The organism is Roseomonas sp. 18066, from assembly GCF_902706185.1.
Lineage (GTDB): Bacteria > Pseudomonadota > Alphaproteobacteria > Acetobacterales > Acetobacteraceae > Pseudoroseomonas.
Genome location: NZ_CACSJM010000341.1, coordinates 1 through 638, shown reverse-complemented (window position 1 = coordinate 638; position 638 = coordinate 1). Strand labels below are relative to the sequence as shown.

Sequence of the window (638 nt, the reverse complement as noted above, 5' to 3'; positions counted from 1 at the left end):
GGTGGTGCTCATCGGGCAGTGTCTTTCGGGGGCGCGGCGGCCGCGTCCCACATCAGCCGGGGGTCGAAGCTTTCGGCCGCCAGCATGGTCAGGATGACGACGCCGCCGAAGCAGGCGGCGCCGAGGCCCGCGGTGATCGAGGCCAGCACGCCGAAGCGGACGAGGGCGATCAGCACGGCGACGACGAAGACATCGATCATCGACCAGCGGCCCAGCACCTCGATGACGCGGTACAGCTTGGTTCGTCGCCGCAGCGACGCCAGGCCAGCGGGGCGGCCCATCTGCAGCAGCATCACCGACAGGCCGACCAGCTTCAGCATCGGCACCGCGACGCTGGCGGTGAAGACGATCAGGGCCAGCGGCCAGAAGCCGGTCTCCACGAACTCGACGACGCCGCCCATGATGGTGTGCGGCCCGCCCTGGCCCAGCGTCACCACGGTCATCACCGGATAGGCGTTGGCCGGCACATAGAGGATGAAGGCGGCGACGATCAACGCCCAGGACCGGGCGATGGCCGCCGGCTTGCGCGCATGCAGCACCGTGCCGCAGCGGGCGCAGTCGGTGCCGGGGGCGGCATGGGCGACGCGGCGGCAGCAATGGCAGCCGATCGGGGCGTGGCGCGGGGCTTCGGCCCGGGC

At 71.6% G+C, this 638-nt stretch carries 1 protein-coding gene; it reads right to left on the bottom strand.

What is annotated here, in order from left to right:
- Window positions 1-8 precede the first annotated feature (8 nt).
- Window positions 9-608, bottom strand: coding sequence for a paraquat-inducible protein A (locus GVN67_RS29135; protein WP_408906373.1), 600 nt, complete (start codon window positions 606-608; stop codon window positions 9-11).
- Window positions 609-638: the final 30 nt, after the last annotated feature.